This is a genomic window from Neoroseomonas marina (assembly GCF_012927745.1).
Lineage (GTDB): Bacteria > Pseudomonadota > Alphaproteobacteria > Acetobacterales > Acetobacteraceae > Neoroseomonas > Neoroseomonas marina.
Genome location: NZ_JABBKX010000001.1, coordinates 706725 through 727317 on the forward strand (window position 1 = coordinate 706725; position 20593 = coordinate 727317).

The 20593-nt window shown below is 71.6% G+C and carries 18 protein-coding genes; 5 read left to right on the forward strand and 13 right to left on the reverse strand.

Going from position 1 to position 20593, the window contains the following annotated elements:
• Positions 1 to 2: 2 nt before the first annotated feature.
• Both GWK16_RS03445 and GWK16_RS03450 read right to left on the reverse strand, forming a co-directional pair.
• Positions 3 to 647, reverse strand: coding sequence for an FABP family protein (locus tag GWK16_RS03445; RefSeq protein WP_170052540.1), 645 nt, complete (start codon positions 645 to 647; stop codon positions 3 to 5).
• A gap of 49 nt (positions 648 to 696) precedes the next feature.
• Positions 697 to 1803 carry a DSD1 family PLP-dependent enzyme gene (locus tag GWK16_RS03450; RefSeq protein WP_170052541.1) on the reverse strand — a complete coding sequence of 369 codons (1107 nt, stop codon included), beginning with the start codon at positions 1801 to 1803 and terminating at the stop codon, positions 697 to 699.
• A 37-nt stretch (positions 1804 to 1840) separates the two neighbouring features.
• On the opposite strand from GWK16_RS03450, the gene GWK16_RS03455 reads away from it, so the two are divergent.
• Positions 1841 to 3091 (forward strand): flavin monoamine oxidase family protein, encoded by a 1251-nt coding sequence (locus tag GWK16_RS03455; protein WP_170052542.1) that lies wholly within the window; start codon positions 1841 to 1843, stop codon positions 3089 to 3091.
• On the opposite strand, the gene GWK16_RS03460 is transcribed toward GWK16_RS03455, so the two are convergent.
• From GWK16_RS03460 to GWK16_RS03485, 6 genes are all read right to left on the reverse strand, one after another.
• Positions 3092 to 3433, reverse strand: a complete 342-nt coding sequence (locus tag GWK16_RS03460; protein ID WP_170052543.1) for a gamma-glutamylcyclotransferase family protein — start codon at positions 3431 to 3433, stop codon at positions 3092 to 3094. It abuts the gene before it with no gap.
• Positions 3430 to 4410, reverse strand: coding sequence for a Bug family tripartite tricarboxylate transporter substrate binding protein (locus tag GWK16_RS03465; RefSeq protein WP_170052544.1), 981 nt, complete (start codon positions 4408 to 4410; stop codon positions 3430 to 3432). Before GWK16_RS03465 ends, GWK16_RS03460 begins: the two co-directional genes overlap by 4 nt.
• Positions 4411 to 4676: 266 nt before the next feature.
• Positions 4677 to 6089 (reverse strand): phosphoglucomutase/phosphomannomutase PgmG, encoded by a 1413-nt coding sequence (pgmG, locus tag GWK16_RS03470; RefSeq protein WP_170052545.1) that lies wholly within the window; start codon positions 6087 to 6089, stop codon positions 4677 to 4679.
• A gap of 11 nt (positions 6090 to 6100) precedes the next feature.
• On the reverse strand, positions 6101 to 7405 hold the full coding sequence (locus GWK16_RS03475) for a UDP-glucose dehydrogenase family protein (protein WP_170052546.1): 1305 nt from the start codon (positions 7403 to 7405) through the stop codon (positions 6101 to 6103).
• Between the two features lie 66 nt (positions 7406 to 7471).
• Positions 7472 to 9427 carry a phosphatidylglycerol lysyltransferase domain-containing protein gene (locus GWK16_RS03480; protein WP_338144390.1) on the reverse strand — a complete coding sequence of 652 codons (1956 nt, stop codon included), beginning with the start codon at positions 9425 to 9427 and terminating at the stop codon, positions 7472 to 7474.
• On the reverse strand, positions 9424 to 11043 hold the full coding sequence (locus tag GWK16_RS03485) for a lysine--tRNA ligase (protein ID WP_408903902.1): 1620 nt from the start codon (positions 11041 to 11043) through the stop codon (positions 9424 to 9426). Before GWK16_RS03485 ends, GWK16_RS03480 begins: the two co-directional genes overlap by 4 nt.
• Before the next feature lie 184 nt (positions 11044 to 11227).
• Here GWK16_RS03485 and GWK16_RS03490 point away from each other — a divergent pair, with 184 nt between their 5' ends.
• The 4 genes from GWK16_RS03490 (at position 11228) to GWK16_RS03505 (ending at position 16096) form a co-directional block, all read left to right on the forward strand.
• On the forward strand, positions 11228 to 12241 hold the full coding sequence (locus tag GWK16_RS03490) for an aspartate-semialdehyde dehydrogenase (protein ID WP_170052548.1): 1014 nt from the start codon (positions 11228 to 11230) through the stop codon (positions 12239 to 12241).
• A gap of 186 nt (positions 12242 to 12427) precedes the next feature.
• A complete protein-coding gene (locus tag GWK16_RS03495; RefSeq protein ID WP_211187039.1) occupies positions 12428 to 12679 on the forward strand; it encodes a DUF2171 domain-containing protein in 252 nt (83 codons plus the stop codon).
• 55 nt (positions 12680 to 12734) lie between these two features.
• Positions 12735 to 15518: an ATP-dependent DNA helicase gene (locus tag GWK16_RS03500; RefSeq protein WP_170052550.1), complete on the forward strand. Its 2784-nt coding sequence runs from the start codon at positions 12735 to 12737 to the stop codon at positions 15516 to 15518.
• Between the two features lie 65 nt (positions 15519 to 15583).
• On the forward strand, positions 15584 to 16096 hold the full coding sequence (locus tag GWK16_RS03505; protein WP_170052551.1) for a cupin domain-containing protein: 513 nt from the start codon (positions 15584 to 15586) through the stop codon (positions 16094 to 16096).
• A 49-nt stretch (positions 16097 to 16145) separates the two neighbouring features.
• Here GWK16_RS03505 and GWK16_RS03510 read toward each other — a convergent pair whose 3' ends face one another.
• The 5 genes from GWK16_RS03510 to GWK16_RS03530 all read right to left on the reverse strand — a co-directional run bounded on the left by GWK16_RS03510 (position 16146) and on the right by GWK16_RS03530 (position 20477).
• Positions 16146 to 17189: an AbrB family transcriptional regulator gene (locus GWK16_RS03510; RefSeq protein WP_170052552.1), complete on the reverse strand. Its 1044-nt coding sequence runs from the start codon at positions 17187 to 17189 to the stop codon at positions 16146 to 16148.
• A 189-nt stretch (positions 17190 to 17378) separates the two neighbouring features.
• Entirely contained in the window at positions 17379 to 18119 is a 741-nt protein-coding gene (locus tag GWK16_RS03515; protein WP_170052553.1) for an enoyl-CoA hydratase-related protein, read from the reverse strand.
• A complete protein-coding gene (locus GWK16_RS03520) occupies positions 18116 to 19294 on the reverse strand; it encodes an amidohydrolase family protein (RefSeq protein ID WP_170052554.1) in 1179 nt (392 codons plus the stop codon). Before GWK16_RS03520 ends, GWK16_RS03515 begins: the two co-directional genes overlap by 4 nt.
• Positions 19291 to 20277 carry a threonine dehydratase gene (locus GWK16_RS03525; protein ID WP_338144392.1) on the reverse strand — a complete coding sequence of 329 codons (987 nt, stop codon included), beginning with the start codon at positions 20275 to 20277 and terminating at the stop codon, positions 19291 to 19293. Before GWK16_RS03525 ends, GWK16_RS03520 begins: the two co-directional genes overlap by 4 nt.
• Positions 20274 to 20477 carry a cold-shock protein gene (locus tag GWK16_RS03530; protein ID WP_168042142.1) on the reverse strand — a complete coding sequence of 68 codons (204 nt, stop codon included), beginning with the start codon at positions 20475 to 20477 and terminating at the stop codon, positions 20274 to 20276. The genes GWK16_RS03525 and GWK16_RS03530 overlap by 4 nt, the downstream gene beginning before the upstream one ends.
• Between the last annotated feature and the right edge of the window lie 116 nt (positions 20478 to 20593).

The following is a 20593-nucleotide window of genomic DNA, read 5'->3' on the forward strand; positions in this document are numbered from 1 at the left end:
GGTCAGCCGGACTGCCCGCTCAGGATGGCCTGCAGCGGGTTCACCTGCGGCGGCGCGACGAGCTTCAGCGTGTTCGTGTCGTGATGGTTGAAGGGCTGGGTACCCCGGATCATCAGGTCCGTCTCGATCTCGTAGGACCAGCTGCCGTCGTCGTTGAAGGTGATGGCGCAGCTGTAGCGGTCGGTGCGGAACGCCTCGTCGAGGAAGGTGTTCGTGCAGATGCCGTAGCGCGTGTCGCCGCGCGTCGCCGACACCGAGATCCGCTTGTCCCCGGCCTTCGCCTGCCCCGCGGCCAGCACGATCTGCCCGCGCGGGATCGTGAGGCTCTGCAGGATCAGCCCCGTCGCCGGCTCCCACAGCCAGTAGCCGACCTGGTCGTGGAAGGTGACCTGCTCGTCCGGCGTGTTGATGTGGATGTGATAGCGGAGCCCGTAGAACAGCTGCGGCCCGTTGGTCTGCGGGTCGATCGGCTCCATCCGGATATGCTCGCGGAACACGCGGCGCTCGGGCCCGGCGGCCTTGGGATTGATGTCGATGCCCTTGTCCGCCGCCCAGGTCCCCGCGAGCCCGCGCAGCGGGCCGAGATTGGCGAGCGCATCGGGCGAGGCCTCGGGCTCGGTGTAGATGTCCTTCGGAATGGGCAGCATCGGGCGATCCTTGCCGGGTATCGCCCGAGGCTAGCGCCATCCGCTCCGATCAGGCCATCGCGCCGCGCGCGGCGATCGGCCAGAGGCACTCCACGCGCCCCTTCCTGACGCCGACATACCAGTCGTAGCGATCGACCGTCGGGTCGCAATGCCCCGGCACCAGGCGCAGCTTCTCGCCCAGCACCGGCGCCTCGCCATCCTCGATCAGGATCTTGCCGTGCTCGTCGGACGCACCCGCATACCGAAGCCCCGGCCGCTGCCAAACGCCCGGCATGCCGGAATCCACCGCGACACCCTTGTGGCCGCAATCGACCACGGCGACGCCCGGCGTCGCGCGGCTCATCACCTGCGCCAGGACGAACAGCGCGTGCCGGAACGGTGGCGCGTCGTCGTTCTTCGCGTAGTCCACGTCCATGAAGGCGTAGGACCCCGCCTGGATCTCGGTATAGACGCCGCTCGCCGCCTCGTGCCGAAAGGTGCCGGTGCCCGCGCCGCCGACGATCGGGCAGTCGAGGCCGCGCTGCTTCAACTGCTCCACCGTGCGCCGCGACCGTGCCGCGGCCTCGGCGATCGCCGCCGCGCGCTGCTCGGGCGTGCGCATGTGCTGCGCGCTGCCGTGATAGGCCTGCAGCCCGCCGAAACTCAGATGCTTGCTCGCCGCGATCCGCTCGGCCAGCGCCACCGCGGGCGGGCCATGCTCGATGCCCGCGCGGCCCATGCCGACATCGATCTCGACCAGCACCGGCAGGCGCACCCCGGCCGCCTCGGCCGCCTGCTCGGCCAGCGCGATCTGCGCGGGATCGTCCACGCAGAGCCCCACCTTGCAGATCTTCGCCAGCGCCGCGAGCCGCGCGAGCTTCCGCGGGCTGACGACCTGGTTCGTCACCAGCACGTCCGGAATCCCGCCCCAGGCAAGCTGCTCCGCCTCCGCGACCTTCTGCACGCATTGGCCGATCGCGCCGCGCGCCATCTGCAGCTTCGCGATCACGGCCGATTTGTGCGTCTTGGCATGCGCGCGCAGCTTCGCCCCGGTCGGTGCCAGCAGCGCGGCCATGGTGTCGAGGTTGTGCTCGAAGGCGTCGAGGTCGATCAGCAGCGCCGGCGTATCGACCTCGTCCTCGCGCATGCCGGGTTCGGCGGGCGGCGCTTGCAGCATGGTTCATCCCCTGACGGTGTCGCGGCATGATGCGGCCATGTTCCCTTCCGATCCAGACGTGCTGGTCATCGGCGCCGGCTGCGCCGGCATCGCCGCGGCGCGCGAGCTCGCCGCCCGGGGCAGGACCTGCGTCGTGCTGGAGGGCGGCCCCCGCATCGGCGGCCGCGCCTGGACGGAGAGCGAGAGCCTCGGCGTGCCCTTCGACCACGGCGCGTCCTGGCTCCACCAGGCGGATGACAACCCGCTGACGCCCTTCGCCCACGCGCTGGGCCTGGCGCCGATCGACCACGACCGCTTCCGCGAACGGCGCCTCTTCGCCCATGGCCGCCTGGCCCCGCGCGAGGACCGCCACGCCTTCGCCGCCGCCGAGGACGCCTTCTGGGTTGCCATCGACACCGCCGCCCATGACGGCGCGCCCGACCGCCCGGCCTCCGAGGCCGCCCCGCGCGGCGACCCCTGGGACGCGACCGTCGCGCATTGGGAAGGCGCGCAGATCTGCGCCGCCGAGCTCTCCCGCATGTCGCTGCACGACTTCGCCGCGACGGCGCTCGACGGCCCGAACCTGATCTTGCGCGCCGGCATCGGGGGCCTGGTCGCGCGGCTCGCGGAAGGCCTGCCGATCCGCCTCGACGCGCGCGTCGACCGCCTGCGCTGGGGCGCGCGCGGCGTCACGGCGGAAGGCCCTTTCGGCAGCGTCATCGCCCGCGCGGCCATCGTCACCGTCTCCACCGGCGTCCTGGCGGCCGGCGGCATCGCCTTCGACCCGCCCTTGCCCGCCGAAACGCAGGCGGCGATCCACGCCCTGCCCCTCGGCCTGCTGACCAAGATCGCCTTCCGCGCGGACCATCCGGACGCGCCGGACATGCCCCCCTTCGTCAGCCTGCGCCGCGCCGTCGAACACGACGGCGACCGGCCCATGTCCTGGATCTCGCGCCTCTTCGGAGACCCGGTGATGCTGGCCTTCTGCGGTGGCGCCCGCGCCTGGGAGATCGCCGGCGACGCCCGCCGCGCCGAAGCCGAGGCCCGCGCCGAAGCGGCCAAGGTCTTCGGTCCCCGCGCGGCCGCAGCCCTTGGCCCCGCCACGGTCACGCGCTGGGCCGAGGACCCGCTCTTCCGCGGCGCCTACAGCCACGCCGTCCCGGGCGCGCAGGCCGCACGCACGACGCTGGCGCGTCCGCTTGCCGATGGTCGCCTCCGCTTCGCGGGCGAAGCCTGCCACCCGCGCTTCGCCGCCACCGTCGCCGGCGCTTGGCTCAGCGGCGTCGAAGCCGCCCGTGCCATCCCCTGATCACGGCCAGTCGCGATCCGCCTCCGCCCGCCAGGGCGGCGCGATCCAGGCCTGCGCCCGCACCGGCCCGCGCGCCGTCGCCACGGTCAGCGGCGTGAGGGCATAGGCGCTGCCCTCATAGTCCGACAGCCGCGCCAACGCCGCCGGTCCGGCCCGCAGCACTGCCCCCTCCACGGCCGCCGCCGCATCCTCGACCAGCGTCGGACAGAGCGTCCCGCGCAGGAACACCCGCCGCCAGCCGGCCAGCCGTGCAGGCCGCAGCCGCCGCGCCAGCGCCCGCTCGCCCGACATGCGGGCGAGCACCGTGGGATCGAGCAGCGTGCCGTAGAGGAACAGGATCATTCAGGCCGCAGGTTCACGCTCGTCACCAGTTCCGTGATCTTCGCCGACTGCGCGCGCACCATGACGCCGAAGGACTCCGCATCCGAGCCCACCGGCTCCGCGCCCACCTCCTCGCAGCGCTTCACGAAGTCGGGGTGGCGCGCGGCGGCGGCGATCTCGCGGTTCAGCCGCGCCATCACCGGCGCGGGCGTGCGCGCCGGCGCGAAGAAGCCGTTCCAGCCTTCCAGTTCGAGCGACGGGAAGCCCTGCTCCCGCACCGTCGGCACGTCCGGCAGGATCGGCGCGCGGCGGGAGGCGACATTCGCCAACCCCTTCAGCGCGCCCGAGCGCACATGCGGCACGCAGGTCGATATCTGGTCGCCGCCGAACTGCACGCGCCCCGCGATCAGTTCCTGCACCAGCGGCGCCGCGCCGCGGAAGGGCACATGCTCCATGCGGATGCCGGCATCGCGCTTCAGCACTTCGCCGACCATGTTCATGAACGACCCCGGCCCGGTCGACCCGTAGAAGGGCGGGCTGGGCTGCGCCTTCGCCCAATCGACGAAGCCCTTGAGGTCGTTCACCGGCACGCCCGGATTGGCGAGGATGATGAGCGGCACATTGGCGCCGAGCGAGAGCGGGGCGAAGTCGCGCTCGATGTCGTGCGGCGGGCGGCCGGCGAGCGCCATGGTCGCCGTCGTGGTCGGGAAGGTGATGTTGTGGAACAGCAGGGTGTAGCCGTCCGGCGACGCCTTCGCAACGACGTCCGCCCCGATCGACCCGCCGCCGCCGCCGCGGTTCTCGACCACGACGGACTGGCCCATCGTCTCGGTCATCCGCTGGGCGAACAGCCGCGCCAGCAGGTCGGTCGTGCCGCCCGCGGGGAAGGGCACGACGATGCGGATCGGGCGGCTGGGAAACTCCTGCGCCAGGGCGAGCCCCGGCGCGGCAAGGGTGGCGCCCGCGGCAAGCAGCAGCGAACGGCGTGCGAAGGTCATTCCCGGTTCTCCTCCAGGGCCCTGTCCCAGGCCCCTGGAGGGAAGGCTAGACCGCTACGCGGCCCGGCTGGAAGCCACGCCCATCCAAGCCCATCGGATCGCGGCCAAGCCGCGATCCGGGAGCGCGCAGCGCGCAGCGCGACCGCGCCCAGACCGCCAACCGCGGCCAGCACGCCAGCGTACGGCGCGAAGGCAAGGCCGGCGGATGCCGGCCGCCCGCCGTCTGAGGGATCGAATAAACCTCTGCCGCTCGCCTTCGGCGACCGTCAGTGACCCGCGTTCTCGGCCGAGAAGTCCGGCGCCTCGAGCCCGCTCGCCACCAGCTGCTTGACCAACTGCGCCTTGAGCCGCTCGAGCCCTGCCTCGCTCGACGCCTCGCAGCGCGCGACCAGCACCGCCTGTGTGTTGGACGCGCGCAGCAGCCACCAGCCATCCTCGGTCAGCACGCGTACGCCGTCGACGTCCTGCACCTTGGCACCCTCGGCGGCGAGGCGGTCCTTGACCTCCTTCACCACCTCGAACTTGCGGGCTTCCTCACAGTTGAAGCGCAGCTCCGGCGTGTTGATCACCTGCGGCAGCGCGGCGCGCACGGTCGAAAGGCTCTCGTTCATGCGCGCGACGATGCCGAGCAGCCGGACGGCCGAATACGGCGCGTCGTCGAAGCCGTACCACTTGTCGGCGAAGAAGATGTGCCCCGACATCTCGCCCGCGAGCGGGCTGCCCGTCTCGGCCATCTTCGCCTTGATCAGCGAATGCCCTGTCTTCCACATCAGCGGGTTGCCGCCGGCCTTCGCGACCTCGTCGAACAGCACCTGGGACGCCTTCACGTCGGCGATGATGGTCCCGCCCGGCTTCGACTTGAGAACGTCGCGCGCCAGCACGACCAGCAGCTGGTCGCCGAAGAAGATGTGGCCCTCATTGTCGACGACGCCGATCCGGTCGCCGTCGCCGTCGAATGCGATGCCGAGGTCGGCCTTCTCGCGCTTCACCTCGGCGATGATCTGCTCGAGGTTCTTGGCCACCGTCGGATCGGGATGGTGGTTCGGGAAGGTGCCGTCCACGTCACCATTGATGACGAAATGCGTCCCCGGCAGCCGCGAAGCGAGCGTCTTCACGATCGGCCCGGCCGAGCCGTTGCCCGGGTCCCACACGACCTTCAGCTTGCGGTCGCCGCCGTCCCAGTCCTTCAGCACGCGGTCGGCATAGCTCGCGGCGATGTCGACCTGGCGATCGCTGCCCCGGCTTTCCGGCACCACGTCGCCCTCCGCGGCCATGCGCCCGATCTCCTGGATCGCGCTGCCGTAGAAAGGCTTCTTGCCGATCATCATCTTGAAGCCGTTGTAGTTCGGCGGGTTGTGGCTGCCCGTGACCATCGCCGCCCCGTCGGCCTGCAGGTCATAAGCCGCGAAATACAGCATCGGCGTCGCGCAGAGCCCGATCCGGCACACCTCGAGGCCGCAGGCGCGCAGGCCCGCCACCAGCTGTGCCTCGAGCTCCGGTGAGGAAAGACGCCCATCGTAGCCCACCGCGACGCGCTTGCCGCCGCCGCGCACGACGACGGACCCGAAGCAGCGGCCGATCGCGAAGGCGTCTTCCGGCTTCAGCGTCTGCCCGACGATTCCGCGGATGTCGTATTCGCGGAGCACGGTGGAATCGAAGCGGTGGCGAAAGGCGGTCATGGTCGTTCCCTTCAGGGCCGGCCGATGGAGGAATAGGTGAAGCCGGCCGCGCGCATCGCGGCCGGGTCCCAGACATTGCGCAGGTCGAGAACAATCCCGCCCTTCATGGCGGACTTGAGGCGATCCGGTGGCAGGGCGCGGAACTCGTTCCATTCCGTCAGAACCACCAGCGCATCCGCCCCCTGTACCGCAGCCATGGCGCTGCCGGCGAACTCCACCGCCGCCGGCAAGGCCTGCCGCGCATGGGCCGGCTGCGGGTCGAAGGCCACCACATGAACCCCCGCCGCGACCAGCTTCGGCAGGATCACAAGTGACGGCGCGTCGCGCATGTCGTCCGTCTCGGGCTTGAAGGTCACGCCCAGCACCGCGACGCGCTTGCCCGCCGGCCCGTCGCCGAGGGCGGCGAGGATCCGGTCGGCCATCTGTGCCTTCCGCGCCTCGTTCACCGCGATCGTCGTCTCGACCAGGCGGATGGGCGCCCCGTGGTCCTGCGCCGTACGGGCAAGGGCCAGCGTGTCCTTGGGGAAGCAGGACCCGCCATAGCCCGGGCCGGGATGGAGGAACTTCCGCCCGATGCGGCCGTCGAGCCCCATCCCGCGCGCCACGTCGTGGACATCCGCGCCGACCTTCTCGCACAGGTCCGCGATCTCGTTGATGAAGGTGATCTTGGTCGCGAGGAAGGCATTCGCCGCGTACTTGATCAGCTCCGCCGTCTCGAGGCTGACCGCGAGCACCGGCGTCTCGATGAGGTAGAGCGGTCGGTAGAGCCGCCTCAGCACGGTCGTCGCGTGCTCGTCATCGACGCCGATCACCACGCGGTCGGGCCGCATGAAATCGCCGATCGCGCTGCCTTCGCGCAGGAACTCCGGATTGGAGGCGACGGAAATCTGCGCCTCCGGCCGGACACGCCGCACGATGGCCTGCACCTCCCGGCCCGTGCCCACCGGCACGGTCGACTTGGTGACGATCACCAGCGGCCCGTCCGCCGCCTTCGCGACCTGCTCCGCCGCGGCGTAGACATAGGTGAGGTCGGCATGGCCGTCGCCGCGCCGCGTCGGCGTGCCGACGGCGAGGAAGACGGCATCCGCCCCCTTCACCGCCTCGGACAGGTCCGTGGTGAAGGACAGCCGCCCGTCGCGAACGTTCTCCGCCACCAGCTTGTCGAGCCCCGGCTCGTAGATCGGCATCCGGCCGGCGTGCAGGCCCGCGATCTTGTCGGGGTCCACGTCCATCACGGTCACGTCGACGCCGAATTCGGCGAAGCACGCGCCGGACACGAGGCCGACATAGCCGGCGCCGATCATGGCGATGCGCATGAAACTCCCTCTTGGCTGGGGCGGGCGGCCGTGGAATGGCCCGCCCGGCCGGGTCTTGCAAGCATCTCAGGCAGCATCCGCGCCGCCGGGCAACAGCGGCATCAGCGCATCGAGGTCGCGCTCCGCACGGCAAACCAGGAAGCGCGGCCCGGCGTCGGAGGCCAACGGAAACGGCGTCAGCCCGATGTCGCTGTAGACGCGCAACAGTTCGGGGCCCACGCGCCAGAAGGCGGGGTCGACGCCCGCCCGGGCGCAGATGTCGCGGAACCGCCAGATCGCCGAGACGCGGTCCCGCTCCTCGCCGGCGGGATCGCCCAGGCCGAGCCAGATGCCGTCACGGCGCACGAAGGCGAATCCCGCCCGCCCCGCTTCGCCGAAGACGGCCCCATCGGCCCCACCGATCTCGGGCGCCATGGCGCCCAGCGCCGCGAGCCGCCCGCGCACCTCGGCGTCATAGGCGAGCGCCGGCGGGCGCGCCGGCCGCAGCAGCCAGCCGGCCGCCGCCAGCAGCAGGACCCCGGCAACACCCACCGCGAAGCGGAGCGAAGGTGGCGCATCGGCCGAGAGCACCAGCCCCCACCAGGACAGGTCCGCATAGGCGCCCTGGTACGCGACGGTCGCCAGCGCGAGCCCGCACAGCGCCGCGGCGGCAATGGCCGCCGCCGCCTCCTTGGTCAGCGGTTCCGCGGTGAGGCGCGCCCGGCGGTAGAAGGCGCCCCGCGCGCTGCCGATCACGCCCGCGATCATCAGGAACAGCCCGATCAGCCACCAGGGTTCCCCGCGCAGGGCCGTGATCACCGCGCCGTTGAGCAGCAGCACCAGCGTCACCCACCAGGCGATCGCCAGCCGCCGCATCAGCCCATAGGCCGCGACGAGCAGGAGTGACCCGACCACCGAGGCCGCGAAATGGTTCGCCGCGTCGTCCAGCAGGTCCAGGATGCCGTCGAGCGCATTCGGCTTCACCGGCAGGGCGCCGATGACGATCAGCGCCATCGCCGCGATCACGGCCAGCGCGGCCATCGCCGGCACCTCGAAGGAAATCGCGACGCCGCGCTCGGCCGAGATCCGCTCGAAGACATGCCGCCGCTGGCTGGCCTCGAAGCCAGCGAACAGCAGCCCGGCCAGGAACAGCGGCACGATGTAGTAATACAGCCGGAACAGCAGCAACGCCCCGATCACCACAGGCGCCGCCAGATACCCCGACAGGCCGAGCAGAACCGCCCCGTCGAACACCCCGATCCCGCCCGGCACGTTCGCCGCGATCCCCGCCGACAGCGCCAGCACGTAGATACCGAGGAAATGCAGGAAGGTCAGGCCTTCCACCGGGGGCAGCAGCATCCAGAAGATCAGCGCCGTCACCGCCACATCGGCGCTCGCCAGCGCCGTCTGCGCCACCGCCATGCGGAATCCCGGCAGGTCGATCTGGTGCCCGAACATGCGGAAATGCGGCACGAAGCGTGCGAGCAGGATGTAGGACCCGACGACGCACCACATCGCGATGCCCGCCGCCTGCATCACCCAGCGCGGCGTGCCGTCCCCGAAGAAGGGCAGCACCTCGGGCTCCGCCACCAGCACCAGCCCGCCCAGCGCGAAACCGCCCAGGCCGAAGGTCAATGATGTGAAGGCGACCACCTTGGCGATCGCCCCGGGGCTCAACCCCCAGGCCGCATAGAAGCGATACCGGATCGCCGCCCCCGACACGGTCGAGAAGCCGAGGTTGTTGGCCAGCGAATAGGCGACGAAGGACGCGAGCGAGGTCCGCGCATAGGACACCGGATGCCCCGCATAGACCGACCCCAGCCGGTCATAGGCCGTCAGCACCAGATAGGCGAGCAGCGTGCACCCCGCGGCACCCCACAGCGCATGCGCCGGCGTGCTGTGCAGCGCGCCCTGGATGTCGCTCCAGTGGAGATTGCGGAATTCCCGCTGGACGACATAGATCGCCGCCACCAGCAGCAGCAGGCCGAAGACGGTCGGCCCGTGCCGCTTGACCAGCGCCAGGGCGCGCGCGCCAATGCTCACGCGACCGGCGTCTCCCCACGCGCGAGCGCCGTCTCGATCAACCCGATCGTGCCCGCGATTCCATACAGCGCCACGAAGCCGCCGAATCGGGGCCCTTCCTCCTGCCCCAGCAGCACCTGGTACAGCGCGTTGAACCAGGCGCGGGAAACGCCCATCGACCCGTCCTTGTTCGGCTGCAGGAAGGGCTCGCGCCGTCCCGCGTCATAGACCAGATCCTGGATCGCGCGCGCGCGCTCCTCCGGCTCCATCGCCTCGAGATCCGCCGCGCGGTCGCGCAGCGCGGCCATCAGCGCGAGCAGCGCCTCGCGTTCCGCCGGGCTCGGCTCGCGGAACCGCTTCGTCGGCGCGACGAAGTCCCGGTAGTAGTGCACCGCGTGCTCGACCAGCTTGCCGAGCAGCGGCTGGGTCTGCGGCGTCGCCCCGGGCGCGTAGCGCGCGAGGAACCCCCACAGGATCTGCGGATCGTCCGCGTTCACCACGCTCGCGAGGTTCAGCAGCATGGTGAAGGAGACCGGCGGCTCCGGATCGTTCGGCGCCGCCCCGCCATGGATGTGCCAGGCCGGCACCGCCGGGTCCGCCGCGACCCGCAGACGCGCGCGGTTCTGCAGGTATTCGTCCACCGCCCGCGGGATCTGGTCGAAATACAGCCGCTTCGCCCGCTGCGGCTGGTTGAACATGAACTGCGCGAGGCTCTCGGGCGGCGCGTAGCGCAGCCATTCCTCGATGGTCAGCCCATTGCCCTTGGACTTGCTGATCTTCTGCCCCTCGGCATCGAGGAACAACTCATAGGTGAAGGTCTCCGGCGGTTCGCCGCCCAGCACCCGGCAGATCGCCGAGGACAGCTTCACGGAATCGATCAGGTCCTTGCCCGACATCTCGTAGTCGACGCCGAGGGCGAACCAGCGCAGTGCCCAATCCGCCTTCCACTGCGCCTTGCAATGCCCGCCGGTGATCCGCGTCGCGTGGCGCGTTCCGTCCGTCGGGTCGCGCCAGATCAGCAGGTCCTCGGAAGGCCGTACCTCCTCCATCGGCACCTGCATCACGATGCCGGTCTTCGGATGGATCGGGAGGAAGGGCGAATAGGTCGCGCGCCGCTCCGGCCCGAGCGTCGGCAGGATCACCGCGCGCACCGCCTCGTGCGTCTCCGCCATGCGGATCAGCGCGGCATCGAAGCGGCCGGACTTGTAGTAGTCCGAGGAGGAAGCGAATTCGTATTCGAAGCCGAAGGCGTCGAGGAAGGCGCGCAGCCGGGCGTTGTTGTGATGCCCGAAGCTCTCATGCGTGCCGAAGGGATCAGGCACCGCGGTCACCGGCCGGCCGAGATGCGTCGCCAGCATCTCCTTGTTCGGCACGTTGTCCGGCACCTTGCGCAGCCCGTCCATGTCGTCGCTGAAGGCGATCAGGCGGGACCGCTTGCCGGTCAGCAGCTCGAAGGCGCGGCGCACCCAGGTGGTGCGCGCGACCTCCCCGAAGGTGCCGATGTGCGGCAGGCCGGACGGGCCGTAGCCGGTCTCGAACAGCGCGACGTCCTTGCCCGATTTTTCCAGGCGCGCGGCCACCTTGCGGGCCTCCTCGAAGGGCCAGGCGCGGGCGGCGGAAAGGTCGGTCGGCGCGATCGTCACGGGGTCGAACTCATCATCACAGCGGAGGGGCGTTATAGGTGGCCCGGCGCCCGGACGCGACCCCGTGGGACCGCCATGCCCCCCGCCCGGGGCGGCATTCCCAGGAAAGCATTGGTCTTGCTCGGCCGTTGCGCTATGCAACCGGCCCCTTCCAGCCGTCGAAAGGACAGAGAGGGACATGCGTGTCGGTATTGTCGGCGCCACCGGTGCGGTGGGCCGCGAGCTCGTGGACGTTCTGGGGCGCCGGGCCTTCCCGGTCACCTCGCTGAGGCTCTTCGCCTCCGCCCGCAGCGCCGGCACGAAAACGAAAACGCCCTTCGGCGACGTCACGATCGAGGAATTCTCGGACGCCGCCGTGCGCGACCTCGACATCGCCCTGCTCGCGGTCTCCGGCGACTTCGCCAAGGCCCATGCGCCGAAGATGGTCGAGGCCGGCGTGACGGTGATCGACAATTCCTCCGCCTTCCGCCTGCAGGACAACGTCCCGCTGGTGGTGCCGGAAGTGAACGCCTCCGCCATCGGCGCCCATCGCCTGATCGCCAACCCGAACTGCACCACGGCGATCCTCGTCGTCGCGCTCGAGCCGCTGCGCCAGGCCTTCGGGCTGAAGCGCGTCATCGTCTCGACCTACCAAGCGGCCTCCGGCGCCGGCGCCGAGGGCATGACGGAGCTCGAGCGCGAGTCCCGCCGCGTCCTGGTCGATGGCGAGAAGCCCCAGGCCGAGGTCTTCCGCTGGCCGCTCGCCTTCAATGTCATCCCGCAGATCGATGTCTTCCAGCCCAACGGCTACACCAAGGAAGAGATGAAGGTCGTGTGGGAGAGCCGGAAGATCATGGGCGTGGCCGATCTCCCGGTTTCCTGCACCGCGGTCCGCATCCCCACGATGCGCGTGCATGCGGAAGCCGTGACGATCGAGACCGAGCGCCCCGTGACGCCCGACGCGGCGCGCGAAGTGCTGCGCCGTGCCGCCGGCGTGAAGGTGGTCGACGATCCGGCGAACGGCCTCTACCCGATGCCGATCAACGCGACCGGCCAGGACGACGTCGAGGCCGGCCGCATCCGGGCGAACCCGGTGTTCGGCGATTGCGGGCTCGACTTCTTCCTCTGCGGCGACCAGTTGCTGAAGGGCGCGGCCCTGAACGCGGTGCAGATCGCCGAACGGCTGCCGAACCTGTCGCGCAAGGCGGCCTGAACCCACGCCGATTCCACGCCTGAAAGGGCCATGCATGGCGACATGCATGGCCCTTCGCGTGTCTGGCCCCCCGGCCCGCCGCGTGGATCCCAGCTTCACGTCGATGCGACCGCCGAAACATCGGTGTGCGCCGCCGGTTCTCCCTGAGCCGCCGCGCCCTCGCGGCGCATGCACATGGAGGCGCCAGTGAGCAGTTCCCTCTCGAAGATCACCGAACACATGGCCGTCGTCGGCAGCGATGGCCAGCATGTCGGGACGGTCGACAAGGTCGAAGGCAACCGGATCAAGCTGACCAAGTCCGACGACCCCGACGGCACGGGTCAGCATCACCACTTCCTGTCGGCCGAGATGGTGTCGCAGATCGAAGGTGGCGCGGTACGCCTGAACGTACCCGCGAATGAGGCCAAGAAGGCCGCGATGGGCTCTGGCGCCGCCTAGCCCCCGTCGGGCAGGGGGCCATGCGGGCCTGCGGCTTCGCTGCTAGGTTGCCCGCATGGCCACTGCCCCGCGACTCCTCCTGCCCGACGTGCCGTCGCTCGTCGCGGGCTTTGGCCGTGCCGTCCTGCTGACGACGGATGGCGAGATCGAGTTGCTCGATACCCAGGCCGCGGCCAGCGCCGTGCGCGACACCGCGCCGCTGCTCGTCCACGCGCCCGCCACGGCCCGCCGCCTCGGGCTGCCGGACTTCGACGCTGCCCACGACCTGCTCGAACTCTTCGCCTTCTGCCGCCCGGCGGAGCCCTGCGCGCCGACACCGCGCGGCCTGGCCCTGGCGCTCGACCTGCCGCAGCCCTCCGATGAGGAGGCCGCCGTCGCGCTGCTGCCGGACATCGCCACCAACCTCCTCCAGCACCTCGCCGACACGCGTGACGCCCCGCGCAATCGCGATGCCGCCGCCCTCGCCGCACGCATGGGCGAAGCAGGCTGGCCTTGGGCGCCGTCGGTCCTGGCAGCCCTCGGCGACCCCAAGGCCAGGCCCGACGCCCGCGCCTACAAGGTCTGGCGCCGCCTGCCGGAATGGGAGGACAACGCGCCACCGACCCCGCCGGCCTCCTTTCCCGTGGAACCGGCCGAGGCCCGCCGGCGCCTGGCCGAGATCCTCGGCCCCGGTGCCGAACAGCGCCCGCAGCAGGCCGACTACGCCTCCGCCGCCGCCGGCGCCTTCCAGCCTCGCGCCTATCCAGGCGCGCCGGCGGTCGTGCTCGCGGAAGCCGGGACCGGCACGGGCAAGACGCTCGGCTACGTCGCGCCCGCCAGCCTCTGGGCCGAGAAGAACGGCGCCCCGGTCTGGATCAGTACCTTCACGCGGAACCTGCAGCGCCAGATCGACCAGGAGACCGCGCGGCTTTTCCCCGACCCCGAGGAACGCCGCCGCCGCGTCGTCCTGCGCAAGGGCCGCGAGAACTACCTCTGCCTGCTGAACCTCGACGACCTCACGGCGGCCATCCCCGCCCCGCACCTCGCCGTCGCGCTCGGCCTGGTCGCGCGCTGGGCGCTCGCGACGCGCGACGGGGACCTGCTGGGCGGCGATTTCCCGGGCTGGATCGCGGAGCTCTTCGGCCCCTCCGCCGTGCTGCCGCTGGCCGACCGTCGCGGCGAATGCATCCACTCCGCCTGCCCGCACTACAAGGCGTGCTTCGTCGAACACTCGATCCGCCGCGCCAAGACCGCCGAGATCGTCGTCGCCAACCACGCCCTCGTGATGGTCCAGGCCGCCCTCGGCGGGGGGGAGGACGGCCCGCCGCTGCGCCTCGTCTTCGACGAGGGGCACCACCTCTTCGACGCGGCCGATTCCGCCTTTTCCGCCGATCTCTCCGGCGCCGAAATGGCCGAGATGCGCCGCTGGCTGCTCGGCGCCGAGGGCGGCCGGTCCCGCGCCCGCGGCCTGCGCCGGAGGCTCGAGGAACTGATCGGCGACCGCCCCGACCTCAACGCGCAGCTCGACGCCGCGCTGCAGGCCGCCCGCGCCCTGCCGGTCCATGGCTGGCCGTCGCGGCTCGGCGGCAGCACCCCCGCGCGCCCCGACGAAACCCCCAATGCCGGCGAGACCTTCCTCCGCGCCGTGCGCGAACAGGTCCTCGCCCGCACGCAGGACAGCCGGGATGCCGGCCTCTACGATTCCGAATGCGACCTCTTCCCGGTCACCGAAGCCCTGCCCCCGGCCGCGGAAGCCCTCGCCCGCGCCCTGTCGCGGCTGGAGGAACCCGCCCGCGCCCTGCGCGACCGCCTCGCCGCACGGCTCGAGGACGAAGCCGAGGAGCTCGAGGTCGGCGACCGCATCCGCATCGAGGCCGCCTGCCGTGCCCTCGAACGCCGCGTGCTGATGCCCTGCCAGGCGTGGCAGGGGATGCTCGCCGCCATCCAGGGCGACGCGCCCGAGCCCGGCATGCGGCCGACCTTCGTGGATTGGCTGTCCCTCGAACGCCGCGGCGGTTCGGACACGGATGCGGGCATGCACCGCCACCACCTCGACCCGACGGAGCCCTTCGCCCGCGCCGTCGCCGCCCCCGCGCATGGTGTGCTGATCACCTCCGCGACCCTGCGCGACGAGGCCGAGGCCGACGACGACCCCGAGACCGCCTGGCACGAGGCCGAGGCCCGCACCGGTGCCTCCCACCTGCCGATCCCCGCGATCCGCGCCGCCGTCCCCTCCCCCTTCGACTACGCGTCCCGCACCCGGTGCCTCGTCGTCACCGATGTCGCGCGGGACAACCCGGGACAGATCGCCGCCGCCTTCCAGGCATTGTTCCTCGCGGCCGGCGGCGGTGGCCTCGGCCTCTTCACCGCCATCCGCCGCCTGCGGGAGGTCCATGCCCGCATCGCCGGCCCGCTCGAACAGGCCGGAATCCCGCTCTACGCCCAGCACGTCGACGCGATGGACAACGCCACCCTGGTCGACGTCTTCCGCGCGGAGGAACACGCCTGCCTGCTCGGCACCGATGCGATGCGGGACGGCGTGGACGTGCCGGGCCGGGCGCTGCGCCTGCTGGTCTTCGACCGCGTGCCCTGGCCGCGCCCGACCATCCTGCATCGCGAACGGCGCCTCCACCTGTCGGGCGGGCGGCCCAAGGACTACGACGACCGCGTCGCGCGCCACCGGTTGCGCCAAGCCTTCGGCCGGCTGATCCGCCGCGCCGACGACAAGGGCGTCTTCGTCATGCTCGACGCCCGCTGCCCGTCGCGGCTGCTGCACGGCCTGCCGCCGGGGGTGCTGATCCGCCGGCTCGGCCTCGCCCAGGCCGTCGCGGAAACGCGTGCCTTCCTCGCGGAGCCCTGACCCCTTCCGTCCGCGCCCTCGCGGGAGCATTGTTTACCCCGAACCGAGGCGGGAGGAGAAAGCCTATGCCCATGACGCTCGATGCCTTCGTGCAGCGCGCCCGCGCCGCGCTGAAGGGCCACCCTGGCGCCGAAGGCCGCCAGATGGTCTGCGATCTGGTGCGCGAGGCCCTGAAGGACCCCGCCTTCATCGCCGCCAACATCAATGACAAGACGCCCGAGCGGCAGGTCCTCTACGAAGACCCCGAACTCGGCTTCACCGTCCTCGCCCATGCCTATCACGACGCCAAGACCTCGGGCCCGCACGACCACGGCCCGTCCTGGGCGATCTACGGCCAGGCCGCCGGCGAGACGATCATGACCGACTGGGAATGCCTCGCCCGCCCGAGCGAAGGCACGCCCGGCAAGGCGAAGCGCCTCCGCGACTACGCGATGAAGCCCGGCGACGCCTACCTGTACGAGCCCGGCATCCTGCACTCCCCGCGCCGCGACGGGCCGACGCGCCTGCTGCGCATCGAGGGGATGAACATGGATCGCGTGAAGCGCCTGCCCTATCAGCCGGTCGACGCGGCCGCCTGATCCCCGGCGGGGGTGGGCCCGGCCCTCTCCCGCGGCTCCGTACCGCCGGTCATTCCCTCCCCTGCCGCCCATGCAGCAGGCGGAAGACCGGCGGCGTCAGCACGGTGACTAGGAAGATCCGCGTCACGTGCAGCGTCACGATCAGCGCGACGTCGAGTCCCAGCACCTTCCCCGTCAGGCTCATCTCCGCCACGCCCCCGGGCGCGGTGCCGAGGATCATCGCGCCCATCGGCTCGTGGAACAGCCAGGACAGCAGCACCGCCGCCGTCGCGCAGCCGGCCATCAGCAGCAGCACCTGGCTCACGGCATGCGGCAGGAACCGTCGCAGCGGGCGGATGCTCTCCCGCCCGAAGGCCGCGCCGAGGCTCGTGCCCAGCACCACCTGCGCCGCCGCCGTCAGCCACGGCGGCAGTCCCGACAGCGTGATGCCCGAGGCCGTCACCGCCGCCGTCACCGCGAGCGGCCCCAGCATCCATCCCGCCCGGACGCCGACCCGGACCAGCAGCATCGCGGCCGCCAGCCCGCCGGCGAACTGCAACGCCAGGGCCCAGGGCACGAAGGGCAGGATGGTGGCCGCCTGCGGCACATCCCCCCGGAGCCCGAGCAGCGCGAAGATGTTGGGCACCAGCACCACCACCGAGCAGACCCGCAGCAGCTGCGCCAGCGCCACCGGCCCGGGCCGGCCGCCATAGACCTCTGCCAGCATCGCCATGTCCGCCACGCCCCCGGGAATGGAGGCGAACCAGGCCGTCGCCATGTCCACCTTGGCACGATGCGCCAGGGTCGGCGCCAGTGCCGCCCCGATGGCGAGCGTGATGAAGGCCGCCAGCAGCAGCACCGGTGCCTTGGCCATGAGCACAGCCGCGGTCGCCGGCGTGAAATACAGGCCGAGCGCGATGCCGATGATACCCAGGAAGACGTTCCGCAGCCGGGGATGACCTTCCGCCGGCGCCCCCGCGATGCGGGCCGCGGCGACCGCCACCAGCGCCCCGATCAGCCAGGGCAGGGGCAGGTGCAGCCAGGCGAAAACCGCGCCGCCCACACTGCCCAGCGCCAGGCCGAAGGCGACGCGCAAGGCCCTCGCCGCGGTCACCGGCGGCGGTCCACGCGGCGGAGATGAGACTGGTGAATGCGAGACGCTCCTGCGTGGGGACCCGGCGGCCCATGGTGGCACGCAAGTCTCACGCCACGAACAACCCCCCAGGCGCGTCGCATCCGGCGCCGGAACCGTGCGGAGCGTATGCCCCGCAGGGGAGGCCGCGGTGTGCCCGGCCGCAGCCTGTCACCGCCGCGCGGCCGCGACCTTCGCCCGGTAGGCTTCCACCCGCGCCTTCAGCCCCGGACGCGCCACCGATCGCGCCAGCGCCGCCAGGTCCCCCGCATCATCCGCATGCCGCGTGCGCCCATGCAGCGCCGCGACCGTTGCGGCATCGAGCCGCGTCGCCGCCTTATGCGCGACTCCGATCGCATCCTCGACCGCCTCATCCTCGATCACCGCGGTCGCGAGGCCCAGTTCCACCGCCCGCTGTGCCTCGATTGCCTGGCCGGCGAGCAGCACCTGCCGCGCGGCCGTATCGCCCACCAGCCCGGCCAGCCGCCCGGTGCCCAACACCAGCCCGAAGGCCGGCCCCGGAAAGGCGAAGGACGACCCGCGCAGCGCGATCCGATGGTCGCAGACGGCGAACAGGTCCGCCCCAGCGCCGAACACCCGCCCGCCCGCCACCGCGACCGTCGTGACCGGCAGCGCATGGATCTTCTGCAGCAACAACTCGATGCGCAGGATCCGCAGCGCCAGGTCGCCGTCGCTGATGGCTTCGAGATCGGCGAGGTCGAGCCCGGTGCAGAAATTCCGCCCGCGCCCCCGCAGCACGATCAGCCGCGCGCCCTCCGCGACCGCCGCATCGATCCCCGTATCCAGCGCCTCTACGATCTCCGCGCCGAGCGCATTGCCGCGCTCCGGCCGCGCGAGCCACAGCGTCGCGGTCTCCGCGGCACGTTCCACGACAACGGGGGCCTCGCTCACGCCAGCAGCGCCCCGTCGCGCGCGACGACGCGCCCGCCCGCGACGACGAGTTTCCGCACCGGCCGCGCCACCACCGCTTCGGCAAGGCTGCGCGCCTCCACCAGCACCAGGTCCGCGCGCGCGCCGGACGCCAGCCCGTAATCCGCGAAGCCGCATCCCTTGGCCCCGGCCGCGCTCACGCAGTCGAAGGCGATCGCGACCTCGTCGTCCCGGCGGAAGTTGTTGCGCAGCCCGATAAGCATCGCGCGCTCGAGCATGTCGGGCGACCCATACGGCGTCCAGGTATCGCGGATGCCGTCATTGCCCCCGAAGATCATCACCCCCGCCGCGCGGCAGGGTGCCACCAGCGGCACGGGCCGCGAGGCCGGCGCCGTCGTCGCGATACCGACGCCCAGTGCGGCCATCCGCGCCAGCAGTGCATCGCGATCGCGCTCGGGAATGTCGCCCAGGCAGAAGGCGTGGCTGACGACGACCTGCCCTTCCATCCCGAGCGCGCGCGTGCGCTCGAGGATCAGGTCGAGCGAGAAGGTCCCCATCGTCCCAGGCTCGTGCAGGTGGATGTCCACCGGCTTGCCGTGCTTCTCGGCCAGGCCGAACACGACATCGAGGTGCTTCACCGGATCGCGCTCGATCGCGCAGGGATCGAGCCCGCCGACGATGTCCGCGCCCATCGCGAGCGCCGCATCCAGCAGGCTTTCCGTCCCCTGCCGGCCGAGGATGCCCGATTGCGGGAATGCCACCACCTGGATGTCCTGCAGCCCGCGCATCGCCTCGCGCGTCTGCAGCACACGCTCGACATGCGTCGTGCCGCCCGACGTGTCCACGTCCACATGGCTCCGGATGCGCGTCGTCCCCGCCGCGAGGAAGGCCTTCGCCATCGCGAGCGACGCCGCGCCCGCATCATGCCCCGTGCGCGCACGCCATTCGCGCTCGGTGTCGATCTTGTCCTCGATACGCGGCCCGACCTCGTTCACCAGCCAGTCCGGCAGGTGAAAGGTGGTCTTGTCGAGGTGCGTGTGCCCCTCGACGAAGGCGGGCAGCAGCAACATCCCGCGCCCGTCCTCCTCGGGCGTGCCGGCGGGCGCGGGCCCGGCGGCTATGCGCCCGCCCATCACCAGGACATCGGTCGCCGTCCCGCCCATCGGGCGGACGTTGCGCAGCAGAAGGTCGCTCATGCTTTCCCCAGCACCCAATCGCCGAACAGGTCGAGGTCGATGTTGCCGCCCGACAGCACCAGGCCGACGCGCTTCCCGCGCATCGCCTCGCGTTCCTGCAGCATCGCGGCCAGCGCGGCGGCGCCGGCGCCCTCGGCCAGGTTGTGCGTGTCCTGCCACAGCGCGCGGATCGCCGCGGCGACCTCATCGTCCGTGACGGTCACGATGCGCGCCGCGCCGCGGCGGATGATTTCGAAGGCCTGCGGGTCCGGCACGCGTGTCGCCATCCCGTCGGCACGCGTCTCGGCGCGGTTGGTCGTCACCACATGCCCCGCCGAGAGGGAGAGCGCATAGGACGGCGCGCCCGTGCTCTGCACGCCGATGATCTCGGTTTTCAAGCCCAGCAGGTCGCGCGCCAGAATGCAGCCGCAGATGCCCGACCCCATGCCGATCGGCACATACAGCGCATCGAGCGGCGGGCTGCCGCGGAAGAATTCCAAGGCATAGGTCGCGACGCCGAGCACCAGGTCGCGCGCGAAGGACGGCGCGAATTCCAGCCCCTCGACAGCCGCGAGCCGCGCCGCTTCCTCCCGCGCCGCATCGAAATCCTCGCCATGCTCGACGAGCCGCGCCCCGAAGGCGCGCATCGCTGCGTTCTTCTCCGCGCTGTTGCCATGCGGGACGAGGATGGTGACGGGAACGTCCTGCTGCCGCCCGGCATAGGCAAGCGACTGGCCGTGATTGCCGCGCGTCGCGCTGATCACGCCCGCGACCTGTTGTCGCTCGCGCTTGAGGCGTTCCATGTAGACCAGGCCGCCGCGCACCTTGAAGGCGCCGGTCGGCGTGTGGTTCTCGTGCTTGACCCAGACCTCGGCGCCACTGCGCGCCGAGAGCAGCGGCCACGCCAGCTGGGGCGTCGCCGCGAAGGTCCGGTGGACGAGGCGCGCCGCCGCCTCCAGTTCCTCGAGCGTGAACATCGGGGACGCGGCGCGCGGAAGCCTCACACCGGCTTCAGGTTCACCGCGGCGGCCTTGCCGCGCTCGGTCGCCACGTCGTAGCTGACCTTCTGGTTCTCGTTCAGCCCGGTCAGGCCGGCCTTCTGCACGGCGGTGATGTGGACGAACACGTCCTTGCCGCCATCCTGCGGGACGATGAAGCCGAAGCCCTTCGTCGCGTTGAACCACTTCACGGTGCCGATCGCCATGCGATCCCCTCCTTGTCGCCGCGGGCGCGATGTTCGCGACCGCCGTGTCGCAACCGGACCCGGGATCGGCTTGGAGGCGACCGGGTCTCCGGAGGCACGGCAAGGCGAGGCAAGGA